Annotated in this window: 20 protein-coding genes and 1 riboswitch; all 20 genes read left to right on the top strand. The window is 48.9% G+C overall.

The annotated features are described in order from the left end of the window. Nucleotides 1–37 precede the first annotated feature (37 nt). Nucleotides 38–199: riboswitch (FMN riboswitch) on the top strand. 381 nt (nt 200–580) lie between these two features. Further along, nucleotides 581–1,693, top strand: a complete 1,113-nt coding sequence (gene ribD, locus CF651_RS03255) for a bifunctional diaminohydroxyphosphoribosylaminopyrimidine deaminase/5-amino-6-(5-phosphoribosylamino)uracil reductase RibD (protein WP_245855650.1) — start codon at nt 581–583, stop codon at nt 1,691–1,693. After that, nucleotides 1,694–2,359 (top strand): riboflavin synthase, encoded by a 666-nt coding sequence (ribE, locus tag CF651_RS03250; RefSeq protein ID WP_094013367.1) that lies wholly within the window; start codon nt 1,694–1,696, stop codon nt 2,357–2,359. Nucleotides 2,360–2,387: 28 nt separating this feature from the next. Next, a complete protein-coding gene (locus tag CF651_RS03245) occupies nt 2,388–3,602 on the top strand; it encodes a bifunctional 3,4-dihydroxy-2-butanone-4-phosphate synthase/GTP cyclohydrolase II (protein WP_094013366.1) in 1,215 nt (404 codons plus the stop codon). Between the two features lie 73 nt (nt 3,603–3,675). Then, nucleotides 3,676–4,143, top strand: coding sequence for a 6,7-dimethyl-8-ribityllumazine synthase (ribH, locus tag CF651_RS03240; protein WP_094013365.1), 468 nt, complete (start codon nt 3,676–3,678; stop codon nt 4,141–4,143). A 214-nt stretch (nt 4,144–4,357) separates the two neighbouring features. After that, nucleotides 4,358–5,146, top strand: coding sequence for a segregation and condensation protein A (locus CF651_RS03235; protein WP_094013364.1), 789 nt, complete (start codon nt 4,358–4,360; stop codon nt 5,144–5,146). After that, a complete protein-coding gene (scpB, locus tag CF651_RS03230) occupies nt 5,115–5,732 on the top strand; it encodes an SMC-Scp complex subunit ScpB (protein ID WP_094013363.1) in 618 nt (205 codons plus the stop codon). The genes CF651_RS03235 and scpB overlap by 32 nt, the downstream gene beginning before the upstream one ends. Before the next feature lie 127 nt (nt 5,733–5,859). Then, entirely contained in the window at nt 5,860–6,543 is a 684-nt protein-coding gene (locus CF651_RS03225) for a DUF2953 domain-containing protein (RefSeq protein WP_094013362.1), read from the top strand. Between the two features lie 135 nt (nt 6,544–6,678). Then, nucleotides 6,679–7,155 (top strand): GerW family sporulation protein, encoded by a 477-nt coding sequence (gene ytfJ, locus CF651_RS03220; protein ID WP_094013361.1) that lies wholly within the window; start codon nt 6,679–6,681, stop codon nt 7,153–7,155. Between the two features lie 165 nt (nt 7,156–7,320). Further along, nucleotides 7,321–8,427 carry an HD-GYP domain-containing protein gene (locus tag CF651_RS03215; RefSeq protein ID WP_094013360.1) on the top strand — a complete coding sequence of 369 codons (1,107 nt, stop codon included), beginning with the start codon at nt 7,321–7,323 and terminating at the stop codon, nt 8,425–8,427. Beyond that, nucleotides 8,417–9,124, top strand: coding sequence for an SOS response-associated peptidase (locus CF651_RS03210; RefSeq protein WP_094013359.1), 708 nt, complete (start codon nt 8,417–8,419; stop codon nt 9,122–9,124). Before CF651_RS03215 ends, CF651_RS03210 begins: the two co-directional genes overlap by 11 nt. A gap of 248 nt (nt 9,125–9,372) precedes the next feature. Continuing rightward, nucleotides 9,373–10,545 (top strand): D-alanyl-D-alanine carboxypeptidase family protein, encoded by a 1,173-nt coding sequence (locus CF651_RS03200; protein ID WP_094013357.1) that lies wholly within the window; start codon nt 9,373–9,375, stop codon nt 10,543–10,545. Nucleotides 10,546–10,594: 49 nt separating this feature from the next. Next, complete coding sequence (locus CF651_RS03195; protein WP_094013356.1) at nt 10,595–11,212, top strand: nucleoside recognition domain-containing protein; 618 nt, start codon at nt 10,595–10,597, stop codon at nt 11,210–11,212. 6 nt (nt 11,213–11,218) lie between these two features. Continuing rightward, a complete protein-coding gene (locus CF651_RS03190; RefSeq protein ID WP_094013355.1) occupies nt 11,219–11,752 on the top strand; it encodes a spore maturation protein in 534 nt (177 codons plus the stop codon). Nucleotides 11,753–11,807: 55 nt separating this feature from the next. Further along, on the top strand, nt 11,808–12,149 hold the full coding sequence (locus CF651_RS03185) for a hypothetical protein (protein WP_094013354.1): 342 nt from the start codon (nt 11,808–11,810) through the stop codon (nt 12,147–12,149). Nucleotides 12,150–12,170: 21 nt separating this feature from the next. Beyond that, the gene (locus CF651_RS03180) at nt 12,171–12,917 is read left to right on the top strand and encodes a pseudouridine synthase (protein WP_094013353.1); all 747 of its coding nucleotides are present in this window, start codon (nt 12,171–12,173) and stop codon (nt 12,915–12,917) included. A gap of 67 nt (nt 12,918–12,984) precedes the next feature. Continuing rightward, nucleotides 12,985–13,509, top strand: a complete 525-nt coding sequence (gene resA, locus CF651_RS03175; protein WP_094013352.1) for a thiol-disulfide oxidoreductase ResA — start codon at nt 12,985–12,987, stop codon at nt 13,507–13,509. A 157-nt stretch (nt 13,510–13,666) separates the two neighbouring features. Further along, nucleotides 13,667–15,355 carry a cytochrome c biogenesis protein ResB gene (gene resB, locus CF651_RS03170; RefSeq protein ID WP_094013351.1) on the top strand — a complete coding sequence of 563 codons (1,689 nt, stop codon included), beginning with the start codon at nt 13,667–13,669 and terminating at the stop codon, nt 15,353–15,355. Beyond that, a complete protein-coding gene (gene ccsA, locus CF651_RS03165; RefSeq protein ID WP_094013350.1) occupies nt 15,352–16,599 on the top strand; it encodes a cytochrome c biogenesis protein CcsA in 1,248 nt (415 codons plus the stop codon). Before resB ends, ccsA begins: the two co-directional genes overlap by 4 nt. A gap of 33 nt (nt 16,600–16,632) precedes the next feature. Further along, nucleotides 16,633–17,349 carry a response regulator transcription factor gene (locus tag CF651_RS03160; RefSeq protein WP_094013349.1) on the top strand — a complete coding sequence of 239 codons (717 nt, stop codon included), beginning with the start codon at nt 16,633–16,635 and terminating at the stop codon, nt 17,347–17,349. Then, entirely contained in the window at nt 17,350–19,203 is a 1,854-nt protein-coding gene (locus CF651_RS03155) for an ATP-binding protein (RefSeq protein WP_094013348.1), read from the top strand. Nucleotides 19,204–19,266: the final 63 nt, after the last annotated feature.

Here is a 19,266-nt window from a genome sequence, read left to right as displayed (position 1 = left end):
ACAAAACGAAGTTTTGATTATATACTAAACAAAAGTAAGTTTCCTTCGGGGCAGGGTGAAATTCCCTACCGGCGGTGATACGTCAATGCGAGCTCTCGCATTGATGTTCAGTCCGTGACCCGTCCGCAGCTTTGCCGCGGCCGGCTGACTCGGTGAAATTCCGAGACCGACAGTATAGTCTGGATGGGAGAAGGAAAACGTAGATCACATGCTTATTTGCTATTGCTTGAATCAACAAGAGTTGAAAATGATATTCACGAGATGCTCAATGGGCACAGCGGAGTTGCGTACACCGTTTATTTGGGTTGCTGTGAGACAGCATTTTAACCTACGACATTCGTCTTGGTTTTCATGTCCGTCAGCGGCAACAGCTAATCGGAGGCCTTCCTTGTCACCTGAAGCGGCAGCTTTTCTTTTTTCGTGATGCTTTTTTTCTCATGAATGCTTCAAGCAAGCTGGACAGCAATAGGTATGTCCTTCATCACTCTGCGTTTACATAATCCTGTCTAGCCAAGCCCCTTTTTCTTTGGAAAAAGAGGGCTTTTTTTGTTACAAAAAGCATTAGGGAGGAGGAGGAAAGGTGGAACTGCTCAACGATGAGTTTTACATGAGACTGGCGATTCAGCTTGCTGAAGGAGCCAGCGGACAAACGGGAATTAACCCCGTAGTCGGATGTGTGCTTGTCAAAGACGGACGCATCGTCGGCATGGGAGCCCACTTGAAACGCGGCACCGCTCACGCGGAAATACATGCCCTGCAAATGGCAGGACCCGAGGCGGAGGGCAGTACCGCTTATGTGACGCTGGAGCCGTGCAGCCACTTTGGCAAGACACCTCCTTGCAGCGATCGGCTGATCAAAGAAAAGGTCAAACGTGTCGTGGTAGCATGCTCGGATCCGAATCCGTTAGTTGCCGGTTCCGGGTTTGAACGTTTGCGGAGTCATGGCTTGGATGTTGATGTCGGTGTTCTTCAAGCGGAGGCTTCGCAGCTGAATGAGGCATTTACCCACTTTATCCAGACGCGGCGCCCCTTTGTCACACTAAAGACCGCAAGCACGCTGGACGGCAAAATCGCCTCCCGGAGCGGAGACAGCAAATGGATCACGGGGCCGGCTGCCCGAGCCTATGTTCATACGCTTCGCCACCGGAATCAAGCCATTATGGTGGGAATCGGGACCGTGTTGAGCGACGATCCTTTGTTGACGACGCGTTTGGAGGTACCGGCGTTACATCCCATCCGCGTCATTGTGGATTCGGGTCTAAAGCTCCCGCTAACGGCTCAGGTTGTAACCGATCGTTCGGCTGAAACGATAGTCCTGACGACTGAGAACGCAGATGCTGCCAAGCGGGAGGCGTTGGAGGCGGCTGGTATCACCGTACTGCTGTGCGGCAGCGGACAGCAGGTGGATTTGAGGCTGGCGATGGTGAAGCTCGGTGAGCGGGACATCGGATCTCTTTTGCTGGAAGGCGGCGGGAAGCTGAACGGGGCTATGCTGGAGAACGGCCTTATCGACAAGATGCTGCTGTTTTATGCGCCGAAGATTATTGGCGGGAATGGGGCGCCCGGCAACTTCAGCTTCGGCGGGTTCGAGCTCATGAAGGATGCGATTGAGCTGGAGCGCCTGACCGTGCAGCAATTCGGCAGTGACGTATGCCTCACAGGGTACCCGCGTTACAGGAATGAGGTGAAATAAATGTTCACAGGCATTATTGAAGAAATCGGTACGATGCGCCGTATTACGAAGCAGGGACAGGCAATGATATTAACGATCGGGGCCAAGAAGATTCTGGAGGATGTTCACTTGGGTGACAGTATTTCTGTCAATGGTGTATGTTTGACCGTGGTTGAGTTTAACGACAGCTCCATTACAGTCGATGTGATGCCCGAAACGTTCCGAAGGACGTCTCTTGAGCGGCTTCGTGTCGGGGATCGGGTTAATCTCGAGCGAGCTATGGCTGCAGGAGGTCGATTCGGCGGTCATATCGTGCAAGGTCACGTTGATTCCATCGGGATGATTACCTCACGTAAACCCGAAGAGAATGCAGTTGTGTTCCAGGTAGAGCCTCAGGACCGCAGTATATTAAAATATTTAATTCCGCACGGCTCCATCACGATCGATGGGATTAGCTTGACCCTGGTTCAGGTGACGGAGCAGCGGTTTACGGTATCCATTATTCCTCATACGCTTGCGCAAACCGTGCTTCAGCAAAAGCAGCCAGGGGATGAAGTTAATCTGGAGGCCGACGTGCTGGGCAAATATATCGAAAAGCTGCTGCATTACCGAACCGCTGGGGAACCGGCTTCAAGCAAGTCCGGCTCGCTCACGGAGTCCTTTTTATCCGAGCATGGCTTTATGTAAGCAGCGATCCAAGGAAGGGAGTGCCAATATGACGAAATCGATTCAATTTCACACGATCGAAGAAGCACTTGACGATTTAATGCAGGGCAAGGTCATCATCGTGGTAGATGATGAGGACCGGGAAAACGAAGGCGATTTTATCGCCTTGGCAGATAAAGCAACGCCTGAGGTGATTAACTTTATGATCAAAGAAGGGCGCGGTCTGGTATGCGTACCGCTCACGGAGGAGCGTGCAAAGGAGCTCGATTTGCCTCCAATGGTGGCCAAAAACACCGACTATCACGGCACAGCCTTTACCGTCTCCGTCGACCATGCGGATACGACAACCGGGATATCGGCAACGGAGCGTTCCATGACTGTTCAAGCCTTGATTGATCCAAGCACGAAGGCGGAGCATTTCCGCCGTCCCGGTCACATGTTCCCACTGATTGCCAAAAAAGGCGGTGTCTTAAGGCGGGCGGGTCATACCGAGGCTGCGGTAGACTTGGCGAGACTGTGCGGTGCCTATCCTGCTGCAGTTATTTGCGAAGTGATCAAGGAAGACGGCGAAATGGCGCGTGTCCCTCAGCTGATTGAAATTGCCGAGAAGCATAACCTGAAGCTGATCACAATCCAAGATCTGATACAATACCGCAACCACAAGGAAAAGCTGATACAGCGCGAGGTGGAAGCCAAGCTTCCGACAGACTTTGGGGTTTACAAGGCTATTGCCTATTCCAATGCAGTGGATCAAAAAGAGCATGTGGCCCTCGTAAAAGGAAATATTGATGCCTCGAAGCCGACCCTGGTTCGAGTGCATTCCGAATGCTTGACCGGGGATGTGTTCCACTCTCACCGCTGCGATTGCGGGCCTCAGCTGGCTGCAGCCTTGAAGCAAATTGATGAAGAAGGCTCGGGTGTTCTGCTGTATATGCGCCAGGAAGGGCGCGGCATCGGTCTAATTAATAAGCTGAAGGCGTATGTGCTGCAGGAGCAAGGTTTGGACACGGTTGACGCAAATCTTAAGCTGGGTTTTGCCCCGGACCTGAGGGATTATGGCATTGGAGCGCAAATTTTGAAGGATTTGGGCATTTCACAAATTCGTCTGCTGACGAACAATCCCCGCAAAATTAAAGGTTTGGAAGGCCATGGCCTGGAAGTGGTGGAGCGGGTGCCGATCCAGATGGAGGAGAACGAGTCCAATTCTAATTACCTGCACACAAAGCAAGAAAAGCTGGGACATCTCCTCGAATTTGAAATATAATTATTAATTTATCTTGGTCAGATGATGGTTTATGTCAAAAAAAATAACCCTCCGGGAAGGATGTTGACGAATTATGGCGAAAGTATACGAAGGAAATTTAGTTTCAGAAGGCTTGAGATACGGTATTGTTGTGGGCAGGTTTAACGAATTTATTACAAGCAAGCTGCTCGGCGGCGCACTGGATGCATTAAAACGGCACGGTGCCAAAGACGATGAGGTTGAGGTTGCATGGGTCCCGGGAGCATTTGAAATCTCCTTGATCGCCCAAAAAATGGCCGAAAGCGGCAAATACGATGCGGTAATTACTTTAGGAACCGTCATCCGCGGCTCCACACCGCATTTTGACTATGTATGCAATGAGGTTGCCAAAGGGGTAGCCGCGATTAATCTAAAAACCGGCGTGCCGACTATTTTTGGTGTCTTGACGACCGATTCCATTGAGCAGGCGGTAGAGCGTGCGGGCACGAAAGCGGGAAATAAAGGCTGGGATGCTGCTACTGCGGCTATCGAAATGGCGAATCTGACTAGACAATTGTCTTAATTCAATGATATCTTAGCATAAAGCTTTGGTTTTGCTCAGGCAAAACCAAGCTTATGCTTACGAAGAAAGTTTGCCTTGCAAACTCAGTAAAGCTTACGAAGTCGATTTTTCTACGAAAAATCAAGCTTATGCTTACGAAGAAAGTTTGCCTTGCAAACTCAGTAAAGCTTACGAAGTCGATTTTTCTACGAAAAATCTTAGGGGGAAGTACTGGTTGGAAAAAGTAACTTACAAGCTGGATACGTTCGAAGGCCCCCTTGATTTGCTGCTCCATTTAATTGATAAATCCGAAGTTGACATTTACAATATTCCGATCAAAGAAATTACGGATCAGTACATGGAATACCTGGATGCGATGCAGGAACTGGAACTGGAATTGACAAGCGAGTTTTTGGTGATGGCGGCGACACTGTTATCGATCAAGAGCAAGATGCTTCTGCCTAAACCCCCTGTCATCGAATTGGACTATGACGACTATATGATGGACGAGGATTACGATCCGCGTGCCGAGTTGGTAGCCAAACTGATCGAGTATCGTAAATATAAAGCGATAGCCGATCATTTGCGGGACAAGGAGCTGGAGCGCAGCCTTATTTATACGCGGGAGCCGGAGGACCTGACACCCTACATCCCTGCCGTTATTGAGAATCCTGTCAAAGGTCTGCATGTAGCGGATCTGGTTCACGCTTTCCAAAGAGCGCTAAGACGCATGTCCAGCCGCAACATGGTCGCCAAAATCCGCAAGGACGAAATTTCCGTTAAAGATCGGATGAAGGAAGTCGTTCATCTGCTGGAACAAGCCGGGGGCAAGCTTTTGTTCTCCAGGCTCATTGATCACGACGCATCCCGTGAAGGGATTGTTACGACATTTTTGGCTATGCTTGAGCTGATGAAGGTTAAAGTCATCGTTTGCTTTCAGCATCGTTTGTTTGAGGAAATTGTGATACAGGCAAGAGAGGAAGGAAATGCACATGGATTTTCAACAGATGAAATCAGTTATTGAAGGCTTGCTGTTTGTGGCGGGAGACGAGGGTCTGGATGCCAAGCAGTTAGCTGAGGTGCTGGAGCAGAATACTGATTTCGTCCGTGATCTTGTGCTTGACCTGCAGGGGGATCTGCGTGCGGGAAAACGAGGCTTGCAGATCATCGAGCTTGCCGGAACGTATCAGCTCACAACGCTGCCTGCACATGCACCCTATTTTGAACGTTTGGCTCATTCGCCTTCACGCTCATCGTTATCCCAGGCCGCATTGGAAACACTTGCGATCGTAGCCTACAAGCAGCCTATTACCCGCGTTGAAATTGAAGAAATACGTGGTGTAAAAGCGGACCGGGCTCTGCAAACGCTTGTTGCCAAGGATTTGATCCAAGAGGTGGATCGGGCCGATGCACCCGGGAGGCCGATTTTGTACGGCACGACGAGAGCCTTTCTCGATTATTTTGCCCTAAGCAGCATAGAAGAACTGCCGGAATCCTCCTTATTCCAAAACGACGAAAGTCTTGAAGAAGAAACCAGGCTGTTGTTTGAAAAGCTGGATGCCGAACAAACGGAACAGATTACTTTTGAGGATGTATCGGATTCGGAATAAGACGCATGTTTTACCATCGCTGGGCTATACTAACTCCTAAATGAATCGAAGCTGAAGGCTTCCTTTCATCATGGGGTTATTTTGCATTTAACGAAATGTCGTTATTCAGCGCAGTAGGAGGCAAACTATGATATGGGTCTGGGTAACTGTTGCAGTGGCCGCAGTTGTCATACTGGTACTCTCCAGCAGCATAAAATGCAGACTAACCTTGTTGCGCAGACATGCGGATGATGAAATTGTAGTGGATGTCCATGCAATGGGGGGATTAATCAAACAACGGGTTTCGATTCCGGTATTGAAGCTATCCAATTGGGTAAACTCCGTTCAGGTAACGACCGAAGTCGTGGATAAAACCAATAACAATCTGGAGCAGGGGCTTAAAGGTAACATAACGATGGAAAAAATAAGGAAAGCCTACTCAGATGTGAACCTGTTGCTGGAGCATTGCTTTCAATTTCATAAATGGGTGCTGGATACCTTGAAGCAAGTGCACTGCGCAAAGCTGTATTGGAAAACGAATGTCGGTCTTGGGGATGCGGCTGAAACCGCCATGGCCACGGGACTTGTGTGGAGCCTGAAATCGTCCCTTCTGGGATTCGTGTTTCAATTTATTCAATTGGATACCCGCCCCCAGCTGATGGTCGTCCCGCAATATAATGAATGGGCCTTCGCTACGGAGATCATCTGTATCGCCAAAATCCGGATATTCTACATACTGCTTTCCGGGATTCGGTTATTCGTTCGCATATTACGCGTCAAAGGCGGTCTGAAAACCTGGCAGCGTGTGCTGTTGAAACCGTCCAAAGTCTGAGGCACCCGTTGTTTAGTTCAGAGGACTGAGTGAACTTTTGACAATGAGTAGGCAGAATACCGCATTGGTTTGCAGGGCATCCTAACAAATGCTTAACAGAACCTTATTTCAAAAGGATATAAGGAGGACATCACGATGGCAGATCATCCGATACAAGGCTTGATGAAGACAGCGATGGAAAACATCAAAGAAATGGTAGACGTCAATACGATTGTGGGTGACCCGGTTGAAACCCCTGACGGAAGTGTCATTATGCCGATTTCCAAAGTAGGCTTTGGTTTCGCGGCGGGGGGAAGCGAATTCGGCGCGGAAGAAGGAACGAACGGCGTAAACCGTCATGACGGAATGAACGCGAACGTAGCGCTTCCTTTTGGCGGAGGAAGTGGCGGCGGAGTTTCTATTACACCGATCGCATTTTTGGTTGTAGGGAAACAAGGTGTGAAAATTGTGCCGCTGGACAACCAAACCCACCTGCTTGAACGGCTGATCGATTCAGCTCCGCATGTGGTGGATCGCATCCAAAGCATGATGAGAAACAAGGGTGCGGCAGATATGAACGAGCATGGGACTCAAGTGACGAACAATATAGAAAATCAGAACTTTATCGTCTAATTTTGCAGGATAAAGAGGCTGGGGCTGTCCATATTTACGGACGGCTCTTTTTTTCGAACTAGGACCTTGAATCTCATTGTTCTGGAATTAGGTGTTGCTCTGACTAAATATTTCTTGATATATTTATTCTGTGTCAGCAAATGTTACGATGAGAGAGGTTTTCACGTGAGATTGATTCCTACGAGGTCCTGTAGCCCCGGAATGCGTTTAGGAAAATGTATTTATAACGAGGATGGACTGATTTTACTTAATGAACAGGTAGAGCTAACCGAATCCTTGATTAAGCGGCTGCAGCAGCTTGGCGTGGATTTTGTGTATATTATGGATCCGGATACGGATGACATTGTCATTGAGGATGTTATTTCGGATGAGACAAAAATTAAAGCTTTGGGTGAGGTTCGGACACAATTTCGAACGATAATGGAAGGGAACAGCAAATCGAAGTTTTCCAAGCAGCATTTTATGGGTAAAGCCTTCGGGAATGTCATCAAAATGATTATGGATGATCTGGACTCCCGTGAAGGCTCAATGATTATGTTAATGAATATGAATGTGTTAAACAATTATTTATTTCAGCATTCGCTCAATGTTTGCATTTATGCGACGATGCTCGGAATGGTGCAGGGCTACAGCAAAGATGAATTAACGACATTGGGACTTGGCGCGCTTCTCCATGACATCGGGAAGACAAAGATTAATCAGGAAATTATTAAGAAACGGGGACCGCTGACGAACGAGGAATGGGCTGAGGTTCGCAAACATACCGAATATGGGTTTAAATTGTTAAAGGACGAGCCCAACATGCCGCTTTTGGCAGCACACTGTGCTTTTCAGCATCATGAACGGGAAAACGGCAGCGGCTATCCGCGCGGAATCAAGGGCGATGAAATCATTGATTTTGCCAAATGGATTGCCGTTGCGGACAGCTACGATGCAATGACAACGCACCGCCCGCATCGCTTGGCAATGCTTCCCCATCAAGCGATGGAGGTGCTGTTCGCTGGGGTCGGCACCTTATATGAGCATAAAAAGGTGGCATTGTTCCGCGACAATGTCGCTATTTATCCGTTAGGGCTCACGGTTGTATTGAGTACCGGGGAGAAAGGAGTCGTGGTCCGGATCAATCCGAATGTGCCTCAGCGGCCTATCGTCAGGGTGCTGGCAGATCCGGACGGACAGAAGGTAAGCCAGCCTTATGAGGTGGACTTATCGGAACGGCTGACGGTATTTGTCAGCGATGTGGATGATTGGAGTGAAGCGAATGTGCGGTAGGTATACCATTACAGTGACGCTGGAAGAGCTGATGCTGCGTTTCTTGCTGGGAAACGCACCTGTGGTCGGCGGCTATGTTCCACGTTACAATGTGGCACCCGGCCAATGGATTCCCGCGATCCTGGGTGATACCCCCGCCGCTGCGTCTCAGCAGCCCATGCCCCGCCGATTAGGGGAGCTTCGCTGGGGGCTCGTGCCCAGCTGGTCTCAGGAGGAGAGCAGCGGAGGCAAGCCAATGAACCTGAGGCTGGAAACGGCGCAGCAAAAGCCCGCATTCCGCAGGATGCTCGAGCGTAAACGGTGCATAGTCCCCGCCGACGGATTTTTTGAATGGAAGACCGGGGGTAAACAGAAGCAGCCCGTTCGTTTCATGTTGAAAGACAGGTCCCTGTTCGGGATGGCGGCATTGTATGATACATGGGGCATGGCCGATGGGACGAAGCTGCATACTTGTGCAATCTTAACTACGGAACCGAATGAAGTCGTTGCGAAGGTACATACCCGAATGCCCGTCATTTTGCGTCATGAGGATGAGTCGGTCTGGTTGAATCGGAGCATGACGTCAGCCGAAGAGCTGCTGCCGCTGTGCAAGCCCTACGCCGCGAAAGAAATGATCTCCTATGAAGTAGATCCGGTGGTTGGTAACGTACGAAACGACGGACCTGAATGCATCGCGCCGCTCCACGCTTTATGGTGAACAATCAAGACAACATTTCGGGCAAGTGAAAAATAAACAACCATGTCCAAGTGGAACCTATCGTTCTGCTTGGGCTTTTTTGTGATTGATCAGCAGATTCACAAGGAATCAAGTAATGAAGCAGCGCTGCTTATGGACATAACCCGGGCGGACGGGCATATACATGTACAAGATGCTCTTCAAGCAGTGCATTCGGTTTCTGTTGCTGCGGAGGAGGCGAAATTAAGTTCTAATTTCAGGAGGATTTCATGAAAAGAATCGTTCTATTCATGCTTGCGCTCATACTGTCGAGCTCCCTGCTGAGCGGGCCTTACACCGTACAAGCCGCTCCCTCCGTTTCAATCCATGCAGAAGCTGCTGCTCTTATTGACGTAAGCTCAGGCCGGATTTTGTACAGCACACAGGGGGACAAGTCCATGAGGATTGCGAGCCTAACGAAGATCATGACGGCGATCGTAGCCATTGAGCATGGAAAGCTGTCGGATCAGGTTACGGTAAGCCGCAATGCTGCCGGCAAGGAAGGCTCGTCGATTTATTTGAAGCTGGGCGAGGAAATGAGTTTGCAGCATCTGCTGTACGGCATGATGCTTCGTTCAGGGAATGACGCGGCAACAGCCATAGCGGAGCATGTCGGAGGCTCGGTAGAGGGTTTTGCTTATATGATGAATGAGAAAGCCAGACTGATCGGTATGGATCGCTCCAGCTTTAAAAATCCTTCCGGTCTGGATGAGGAGGGGCACTACTCCACTGCCAATGATATGGCCAAGCTAACGGCGTATGCGCTTCGGAATCCCGTATTTCGCGATATTGTGAAAACCAAAGTCAAAAAAGCGCCCAATCCGAATGAATCATGGGATTATACTTGGCTGAACAAAAACAAAATGCTTAACCTGTACGATGGAGCTGATGGTGTGAAAACCGGCTATACCAAGGTTGCGAAGCGATGCCTTGTTTCTTCGGCAACCCGTAATGGACAGCAGCTGGCGGTTGTTACCTTGAACGATCCGGACGATTGGTCAGACCATTCGAGGCTGCTGGATTACGGGTTCAAGAACTTTCCGCTGCTTCCCCTGGTGAACAAGGGAGATGAGATTCAAGGCACGCCTTATGTTGCGGGCAGCTCTTTCGGCTATCCTGCATTGGAATCGGAGAAAAACCAATTCACGTCGCAGGTCAAGCTGAATGACCAAACTTCGGCGAATTACAGGCTGGGGCAGGCCGGTGTGTTGAATTACAGTATGAATGGCCAGCTGATCGGCACGGTACCTTTATATATGAAGGGCAGTCCTAGGCTAAAGCTGGCTGATCATGGCGCGTTTTCCTTCTCCGGCTCTCTGGGCGGGACGTCCAGCGGAGCGGACAAGTGGCTGTTTATTGTGCAGTATTTATTCCGGATTGTGTTTACAGGCCGCAGTTCTTAAGCTTCATTGGAGAATTCCAGCCGATGTAACAGAGGGGGCCTTTACGAAAATGGTTAATTTCATATGGTTATTTTTTATCGTTGCTGGATTTATCGTTGCTGCATTGCAAGGCAAGATCGAGCTGGTCACCCAAGCGGCGTTTGACGGAGCGAAGAGCGGTGTTACGGTTTGCTTTGGCTTGATCAGTATTATGGTATTCTGGCTGGGCATGATGCGCATTGCAGAGGATGCGGGCTTACTTCAGGTGATGTCCAGGCTGCTGCAGCCGTTCATCCGCTTCCTGTTTCCCAGTGTGCCCAAGGATCATCCGGCGCTCGGCTATATCATGTCGAATATGAGCGCGAACATTCTTGGACTCGGCAATGCCGCCACACCGATGGGCATTAAGGCGATGCAGGAGCTGCAGCTGTTAAACCCGAACAAGGAGATCGCGAGTCCCGCCATGTGTACGCTGCTTGCGCTGAATACCGCAAGTATCACCCTCATTCCAACGACGCTCATCGCCATACGGATGAATTACAATTCAATGAATCCGGCGGAAATTGTGGGGACAACGCTGTTGGCCACCTTCGTGTCCACCCTTGCAGCAATCATCGTAGACAAGTGGTACCGCCGCAGGCATTTGATCTTAAGCGGACCGCCCCGGAATTTCAAAAGGAAAGGATGATCGAGCTTGTACTCCTGGGTGAATCTGATCTCGGCTTGGGCCATTCCCGTCATTATCGTGTTTATCCCGCTGTACGCGGCATACCGTAAAATCCCGGTTTATGAATCCTTTGTCGATGGGGCCAAGGAAGGGTTCGATACGGCCATCCGCATTATTCCGCATCTCGTTGGGATGATGGTGGCGATCAGTGTTTTCCGGGCTTCAGGTGCAATGGAACTGATGATCGGGTGGATTCGTCCATTTTGTGCGATGCTTGGCATTCCGAGCGAGATTCTCCCGTTAGCCATTCTCCGGCCCATTACCGGAGCGGGGTCGCTTGCTTTTACAACCGACCTGCTTCAGCAGTTCGGTCCGGATTCTATGGTAGGACGAATCGCATCAACGATCCAGGGAAGTACAGACACGACTTTATATGTCATCACGGTCTATTTTGGAGCGATCGGGATCCGGAAGGCGAGCTATGCATTAAAAGTTGGGCTCATTTCGGATGCCGTCGGCTTTGTCGCTTCCATCCTCATCTGTTATTTGGTTTTCGCCTAGAACCCCGGCGATCTCCGCACATATACTGTACCAGCAACCGAAGGAGGTGAGCTGCGTGCAGTATTATGGTGTTGTGATTCATCATTCCGCCTGCCCGTCCATTAACGGCAAAGGCTTCGACTTCTACATTACCCGCCACGGCTCCATCATCCCATCCCCGGATCAAACCGATCCGCACTATGTCCACATTTGCTTGGAGGGCAATTTTTCCGAGCCCCGCCACATGTATACTTCCGAAGAAAAAGAACAGTTTTTTTTGCTGCACAAGCTCGTCTTCCGTCTTGCCGGCACGTTCCGATTTCAACCGGATGATCTTTTTCCTCATACTCTTTCATGTCCCGGATCTTTTTTTCCGTGGTCCCAACTTGTGATTTCACCGGAGGATAGGTATCATTAGGGTTGAGGTGAATGGAGACTAATGGAACGATTACAGAAAGTATTGGCTGAAGCGGGAGTGGCCTCCCGTCGCAAGTGTGAAGAATTGATCACCGCAGGCCGGGTAAAGGTCAACGATGAAATTATTACTACGTTGGGGGTCAAAGTCGATGCGTCCAAAGACATCATTCAAGTAGACGGACGCACGATTAAACAAGAGCAGAAAGTATATGTGCTGTTTAACAAGCCGAAAGGGGTTATTACAAGTGCATCGGACCCGGGCGGCCGCAAAATCGTCACGGATTTTCTAAAGCCGGTCAAAGAACGGATTTACCCGATCGGTCGGCTGGATTACGATACGGAAGGCCTGCTGCTGCTAACGAACGACGGCGAATTCGCGAATTTGCTAACGCATCCGAAGCATCATGTGCCCCGTACTTATCACGCAACCGTCAAAGGGGTGCCGCACGGGACATTGCTGGACAAGCTTAGAGACGGCGTTCAGCTCGAGGACGGCATGACGGCGCCGGCGGAGGTCGATTATCACGACATCAGTGAAGACAAGAACGAGACCATCGTTTCCATCACGATTTACGAAGGACGGAACCGTCAAGTGCGCCGGATGTTTGATGCGATTCAATTTCCGGTTATCAAGCTGAAGCGCGTAAAGTTTGGTCCGATCTTTCTGACCGGAGTGCCCCGCGGCAAATTTCGCCATTTAAGCCCCAAGGAAGTGAAAGAGCTGAAGGACAGTGCGCTCTCGACACATAAAATTCAAAAAGGGAAATAAGCGCTGGCACTAAATTTCGATATAATGAGGGTAGGTTTGACTAGTTATCGATTGAGGTGTATTGCAAATGGGAAAAAATAAAAGATGGGTTCAAATCGCCATCTTTTCTGTAGTCGTACTGATCGGCGCCTTAACATTATTCAATAATTTATATGCTAAGGATAAAAAGCCGACGGAGGGGGCTAAAGCTCCTGATTTTACCTTAACGGCATTGGACGGTACGCAGCACAATTTGTCCGATTACAAAGGAAAGACGGTTATGGTCAATTTCTGGGGAACATTTTGCCCTCCCTGTAAGGACGAAATGCCGGCCATTCAGCATCAGTACGAGAAAAGAGACCAGCAGAATGTCGTATTCCTCGGCCTAAATCTAGGGGAAAGCAGCATAACGGTCAAAAATTTCATCGATCAATACAAAGTAAGCTTTCCGATTTTGCTTGACGATAACGAAGAGATTAGAAAGCGCTACGGAGTCATGCAGTACCCGACGACCTTCTTCATCGCGCCTAGCGGCAAAATTGCGAAGATACATATCGGTGAAATGGATGAAGCCCTCATTGAGAAGACCATCGCTTCAATTTCTAGTAAATAACGATCTTGCGTTTTTTGGTTTATTTGTATGCTTCCATCCTTGTAAAGGGGTGAACCAGGTAAAAGCTAACGGGTCTCACCGACTGTAAATATGCTTAAGGTTCACTTCTTTACATAATGAAGTACAAACCTTCTAAAACAACGCATTAGGAGGCACCATGATTCAGAATACAAAATGTGAATGCGGCCATCAGAATCATGTCGGTACCGTACTTTGCGAATCCTGTGGTAAGCCATTGTACGAGGACGATGAAACGACACCTCTGGAGATGCGTTATGATGGGGTGGCCAGACGTTCGCAGAAGGAAAATCCGGGATGGCTGGATAAAGTGTGGAATTTTTTCTCCTCTGTAAAAATCGCCATTTATTTGATTATCATAACATTGGCAGGTGCGGCACTCGGTACCGTTTTCGAGCAGGAGAGCTTGTTTTTGAATTTCGATCCGTCGACTTTCTACGAAGAAAAGTACGGTATGATCGGTAAAATTTACTATTTGCTCGGCTTGTCCCACACGTATGAGTCGTGGTGGTTTATTACGCTGCTTTTCATGATCGGCATCTCATTGGTTGTATGCAGTCTGGACAGGGTTCTCCCTCTTTACCGTGCGTTAAGCAAGCAGCAGATCCGTAAGCACGTTCAATTTTTACAGCGTCAAAAAGTATCCTACACCGGTCAGCTCCCCATGTACGTATCAGATGACGAACACGCAGAAGAGGCGTCAAAGGCCTGGGTTGAAGCCGCAGCCAAGAAGCTTCAGAAGCAGCATTACCGCGTACACACAGATGGTACGGCACTGCTAGCGGAGAAGAATCGCTTTAGCCGCTGGGGGCCTTATATTAACCATATTGGACTTATTATCTTTTTGATGGCGGTATTAATGCGCAGCTTGCCGGGCTGGAATATGGATCAGCATCTTGCTTTTCCGGAAGGGCAGCCGGTTAAAGTTCCGGGCACTTCCTTTTATCTCGAGAATGAGAAGTTTACACTTGAATTTTACAAGGAAGAAGAAATGTCTGAGGAATTCCGTGCTAAGCAGCAGGCTGTTCCTAAAGTTTATGAAACGCAAGCTGTATTATACAAATGTAAGGCTGACTGCGACGATCCTATGAAGGAGCCGAAGCTGGAAGAAGTATATAAGCAGGACATCCTTGTCAATAAACCGTTAAATTATAAAGGGTTCCTTGCTTATCAATATGACTTCAAAGAATCTCCCATGCTCATTTCGGTAAAGCCTTCATTGAAAAATAAACAAACCGGTCAAGTTTACGGCTCGATAGAGCTGTCGATGACTCGTCCGGCGGACAGCTATGAGGTCGGACCATATTCTCTGAAGCTGAAAGCGTATTTTCCCGATTTTGCTCTTGATGAGAAGAGCGTACCGATGACCAAATCCAATGAGCCGAACGTACCTGCCTTTATTTTCACATTGAAAGGGCCTGATATGCCGGCAGAGGGCAGAACGTTTGTCTACTTCCCGCGTCAAATTGACAAGGAAAACTTTAAGCAGGATCTGCTGAACGGGGACCTGGCTAACAAGCTGGAGCTTTCTGTTAATTCCATGAATGATGTGAAGCTCTCCAATTATGTGAGCTATTTGAATATCCGTATTGACCGTGCACTTCCGTTTATTTGGGTAGGGGCGGCCATATCCATGATTGGTTTGGTTATGGGCTTTTATTGGCATCACCGCAGAATTTGGCTGCGGATCGATGAGGGGCAGCTGGTTCTGGGAGCGCATACGAATAAGAACTGGTTTGGCATGCGAACGGAAGTGGCTCAATTTCTTCATAAATCAGGGATCGATGTCGATCCTAAGTCGCTAGAGGCGGGAGTGGTAGAGCAGTGAGCAGCAGTTCCTTTTTATTGATTGCTTTTATCGTATACAATTTGGCTTTTCTCAGCTTCGTCGTTGCTGTTTTAGGCAAACATTGGAACCCGGATAATATGGAAGGTCACGCAAAGAAATGGGGAAAAATAGGCTTAATCCTGTCGATTGTCGGCTTTGCCGGCCACGCTGCGTTCTTCTTCACCCGGTGGGCTGAAGCAGGGCACATCCCAACGAGTAATATGTTTGAATTTATGACCTTCCTGGGCATGATGATTTCCCTTGCTTTTATTATTGTTTATCTGCTCTATAAAGCGCCGGCTTTGGGCATCTTCGCGATGCCGGTCAGTATTATCATCATTGCCTATGCGTCCGTATTTCCTAAGGAAGTACAGCCGCTCATTCCAGCCTTGCAAAGCTATTGGCTCAAAATCCACGTCACGACAGCTGCCACAGGCGAAGCCTTTTTCGCTGTCGGCTTTGCAGCAGGCCTTATGTATTTGCTTCGCACGGTCAATTTCAAAAGTAAGGAGCGCCAGCACCGGAAAGAACAATTCGGTGTTGAAGTGACGATATTTTTTCTAGTGATGATCGTCGCATTTGTCGTTTCCATTTTCGGGTTTAATGCGTCGGGCTATCATGCGAAGTTTGCTACTTACACGACAACAGTGGATGCCAACAATGTTGAACAGAAGACACAGCAAAATGTAGACTACGTACTGCCTCCGATTGTGAAGCCGCATCAAGCGGAAATTATTCAAATGCAGCCGTTTCTAGGCATGACGGAGCCTCTCTTTGAAGCACCTTCCTGGATCACCGGAGCGAATGGCGGACGGAAGCTGAATACGGTCATTTGGTCTGTCATTGGCGGTTTAATTTTATATGGATTGCTTCGATTGATCATTCGTAAGCCGTTAGGAGCTCTTGTAGGACCTTTGCTGCAAGGTATTGATCCGGAGGATATTGATGAAATCAGCTATCGGGCGATCGCGATAGGCTATCCTATTTTTACCTTGGGGGCTCTGGTTTTTGCTATGATCTGGGCGGCGGAAGCATGGGGCCGTTTCTGGGGATGGGACCCGAAGGAAGTGTGGGCGTTAATCACGTGGCTGTATTACGCGGCTTACTTGCACTTTAGACTTTCCAGAGGCTGGCAGGGGAAGAAATCCGCCTGGTTGTCCGTGATCGGGTTTATGGTTGTAATGTTCACTTTGATCGGCGTCAATTTGGTTATTGCCGGGCTTCATTCTTATTCCGGTACGTGATGGCTATCCTATACATGAAAGGGTTGAAAAGGGATGACAGATATCAAAACTACAATCTTGGTAGTGGATGATGAGGAACGGATCCGCCGTTTGCTTCGGATGTATTTGGAAAAGGAAAATTTCACAATCGAGGAAGCAGAGGACGGGGAAAGCGCATTGAAAATGGCGATGGAAACCGACTACGACCTCATTTTGCTTGATTTAATGCTTCCGGGAATAGACGGCAATGAGGTTTGCTTGCGGTTGCGTCAATCCAAGTCCACACCGATCATTATGCTGACAGCTAAAGGCGAAGAGACCAATCGGGTACAGGGCTTTGAGATGGGGGCAGACGACTACGTTGTGAAGCCTTTCAGCCCTCGGGAAGTGATTTACCGGGTCAAAGCGATTTTGCGCCGCTCGTCCGTTACTGCCTATTTATCTAAAGAAGTGAACTCAAGCAACAACATCGTGTTCCCTAACCTGGTCATTGAGCATGACGCGCATCGGGTAACGGCAGGGGGACAAGAGGTTGCCCTCACACCTAAGGAATACGAGCTGCTGCATTATTTGGCTGTTTCCCCGGATAAAGTGTTTTCCCGCGAGGAGCTGCTGAAGGATGTATGGAATTACGAATTTTTCGGGGACCTGCGGACGGTGGATACCCATGTAAAGCGCCTTCGCGAGAAGCTGAACAAGGTTTCCCCGGATGCTGCTGCCATGATCACAACCGTTTGGGGCGTTGGCTACAAGCTAGAGGTGCCGAAGTAAGTGTTCAGTCTAAAAAGTATAGTCGGTAAGCTGTGGTTGACGATTATCGCTTTAGTTGCTGTCGTTTTGTTAGTCCTCAGTTTGTTTCTGGGGCAGTACATTGAAACGTCATTTCCTAAGTCTCAAGACCAGACGGAAAATTTGCGTAAGCTTGCGGTTAAAGTATCCAGCGGCATTTCCATTCATATGGAGGATGACCGGTATATTACTTTGGTTAACGATTTGCTGAGCGCCCAGGAGGCGACTGTCTTTCTGGTCAGCTCGGATTTGAAGCAGATGGATTTTCCAGTCGGTTCGGCAACGGGCGAGCTTCATTACGAAGACTTTTTTTCCAAAGAGGATTTACAGAGGGTATTTGCCGGTGAAATCATTGACAATCAGGTGACCGGTAAAATTGCGAGCAAGCATCGGACGAACAGCTTGTACTCTGCCGTAGCCGTTCCCTTGATGGATGCTTCCCAGAGCAAAACTATCGGTGCAGCGGTATTGTATCAATCAACCCAGTCTGTAGAAGCGTCACAGGCTTATGTGAAAAGGTTATTCGCTTATGTTTCGGTTATCGGCTTTCTGATGACTACCTTCTTCGCCTTCTTCCTATCGACTAAAATCACACAGCCGCTGCTGCAGTTGAAAAAAGCGGCGGATATGATCTCCCATGGGGAATACGGCACCAGGGTACCTATTGCATCTGTAGATGAGATAGGGGAGCTGGCCAAAACGTTTAATCATATGGGTGAGGAATTATCCGATACGATCAAGGCTTTGAGCCATGAAAAAGAGCATCTTTCCAGCGTGCTTAGGAGTATGACGGATGCAGTAATCACCTTTGATGCCGAAGGCAAAGTCATATTAACCAACCCTCAGGGAGATAAAATCGTTCGTGACTGGAGCCGGATTCAGTGGTCGGAGGATTCGGTCGATCCGAGGCCGGATGATCAAACTGCATTCGCACAGCAGCAGGAAATTCCGCCCCCAATCCGGCCGTTATTTGAAGAAGTCATTCAGGCTTCCCGGGATATGACGACGAACCTGCATGTGCAAAGCGAGGTATGGTCGGTTGTCATGGCTCCATTATATTCCAGGGAAGCAGTTCGCGGTGCTGTAGCCGTTTTGAGGGATGTTACCGAGGAGTTCCATCTGGATAAACTGCGCAAAGATTTTGTCGCTAATGTGTCTCATGAGCTTCGTACGCCGCTTTCCATGCTGCAGGGATACAGCGAGGCGCTGCTGGACGATATTGCAGGTACTCCGGAGGAACGCAAGGAGCTGGCACAAGTAATTCATGACGAGTCGCTGCGAATGGGGCGTCTCGTTAGGGATTTACTGGATTTAGCCCGGATGGAGACAGGGAATCTGGAGCTGCATTTCCGTGAAGTGGACGTTAATAGCTTCATGAAACGGATGCACCGGAAATTCGCAGTACTGTCCAAGGAACGGGGAATCACGATGATTTGCGACCTGCCGGAGGAAGAGCTTTTGCTGTATCAGGCAGATGAGGACCGGCTGGAACAAATTATGACGAATTTGTTGGATAACGCAATCCGTCATACCCCTTCACAAGCCGAAATTGTAATGAAAGCCACTTCGGATTCGTATCAGGGCAAAGACGCGGTTCTTATTGAGATTACAGACCAGGGACAAGGGATTCCAGCCGGAGACCTTCCCTATATCTTCGAGCGGTTCTACAAGGCCGATAAAGCCCGCACCAGGGGTGCTTCAGGCGGTACCGGGCTGGGGCTGTCGATTGTAAGCAATCTGGTTGAAGCCCATCATGGAAAAGTACAGGTGAGAAGTACGGTTGGACAAGGAACGACATTTTCTGTGCTTATTCCTTGCAATCCTGCAAGAAATTAAATAAAGAGCTTCCGATTCAATATCGGAAGCTCTTTATTTTTGTTGAAAAAGTGAGGCAAATCT

Origin of the sequence: Paenibacillus rigui, assembly GCF_002234615.1 — a bacterium.
GTDB classification, from domain to species: domain Bacteria; phylum Bacillota; class Bacilli; order Paenibacillales; family NBRC-103111; genus Paenibacillus_S; species Paenibacillus_S rigui.
This window is presented reverse-complemented; position numbering and strand designations above follow the sequence as displayed.